Source organism: Cylindrospermopsis sp. CR12 (assembly GCF_001432185.1).
Taxonomy (GTDB): domain Bacteria; phylum Cyanobacteriota; class Cyanobacteriia; order Cyanobacteriales; family Nostocaceae; genus Raphidiopsis; species Raphidiopsis raciborskii.
This window is the reverse complement of the sequence record NZ_LMVE01000088.1, coordinates 1-1,372: the sequence shown is the minus strand read 5'-3', so window position 1 is coordinate 1,372 and position 1,372 is coordinate 1. Positions and strand designations below refer to the sequence as shown.

The window sequence follows — 1,372 nt, the reverse complement described above, 5'->3', positions numbered from 1 at the left end:
AGTTGAATAGTTGATAAGTTGAGCGGGTGAATGGTGGAGGAGAGGAATTGGGAATTGGGAATTGGGGATTGGGGATTGGGAGGAGAAACGTTGATTAGTTGAATAGTTGATAAGTTGAGGGGGTGAAAGGTGAATGGTGAAAGGTCAATGGTCAATAAGTCATTTAGTGTAATAGTTAGTAGTTGATCTGACAGTTTAGGATTTTTCTTTTTCGGTTTTTATAGGATATTAGTTATTTAAGTTATGCTGCTGGGCACAGATTGTTCAGCAGTTTTTGTTTGGCTAAGGTAATAGATTCAAGAAAAGTTTGCATTGGCGTTTTGCCGAAGCAGTACCGGCCACTATGAGGACGCTCCTGGTTGTAGTAATTAATCCAATCGTCGAGGTCCGTTTGAAGCGATTCTAGGGTTTGGTAGATCTTCTTTCGGAAGGCAACAGCGTAGAACTCATCTTGCATAGTACGGTGCAGTCGTTCACAGATGCCATTACTCTGTGGATGGCGAACCTTGGTCTTACTGTGATCGATATTCTCGAGCTGTAAATAAAGCTCGTACTCGTGGTTTTCTGGTCTTCCGTTGAACTCTGTACCACGATCGGTCAACATCCTTAAAATAGGTATTTCCTGTCCTTCAAAGAACGGAATCACACGGTCATTAAGCACGTCTGCAGAAGTAATCGCATGCTTGGTGGTATATAGTTTGGCAAAGGCAACCCTCGTGTAGGTATCAATAACCGTCTGTTGGTAAATACGGCCCACGCCCTTGATCGTCCCCACGTAATAGGTATCCTGGGCTACCAGGTAGCCGGGGTGCTCGGTTTCGATTTCACCATGGGCTTCCAGCTTTTCCTTCTTGCGCTCCATAGCAATTACCTGGGCTTCGGTAAGGATCAAACCATCCTGTGCAACCCGCTCCTCCAGTGCCTTTAAACGCTTTTCAAAAACCTCCAGGTTATGGCGTTGCCATACACAACGAACACCAGCTGCGGAGATAAATATGCCTTTCTTTCTGAGTTCATTACAGGCCCGAGATTGACCGTAGGCCGGGTAATCAAACGCCATCTGTACGACTGCTTCTTCCACATCTGGTTCAACACGGTTTTTGGGGATCGGTTTGCGGCGGCTGATCTCACGCAAGGCTTCTTCTCCACCGGTGTTGTACAGTTCCCTGATCCGGTAGAAGCTGTCACGGCTGGTGCCCATCAACTTGCAGGCACGGGTCACATTGTTCAATTGTTCGGCCAAATTAAGCAGGCCGATGCGGGATTTGATTAACTTAGTTTCAGAGTTCATGATCTGACATTTTGGGGTTTTAAATAAAGTGTCGTTACTTAAATTTAATCCCAATTGTCAGATCAACTCTTAACTTCTACA

General features: G+C 45.4%; 1 protein-coding gene. It reads right to left on the bottom strand.

The annotated features are described in order from the left end of the window. Positions 1-241: 241 nt before the first annotated feature. Entirely contained in the window at positions 242-1,291 is a 1,050-nt protein-coding gene (locus ASL19_RS10195; protein ID WP_057178256.1) for an IS481 family transposase, read from the bottom strand. Positions 1,292-1,372 lie beyond the last annotated feature (81 nt).

What these genes read in the sequence shown, in the direction of transcription:
- ASL19_RS10195 (WP_057178256.1), bottom strand. Translation starts at nt 1,291, where the DNA reads ATGAACTCTGAAACTAAGTTAATCAAATCCCGCATCGGCCTGCTTAAT.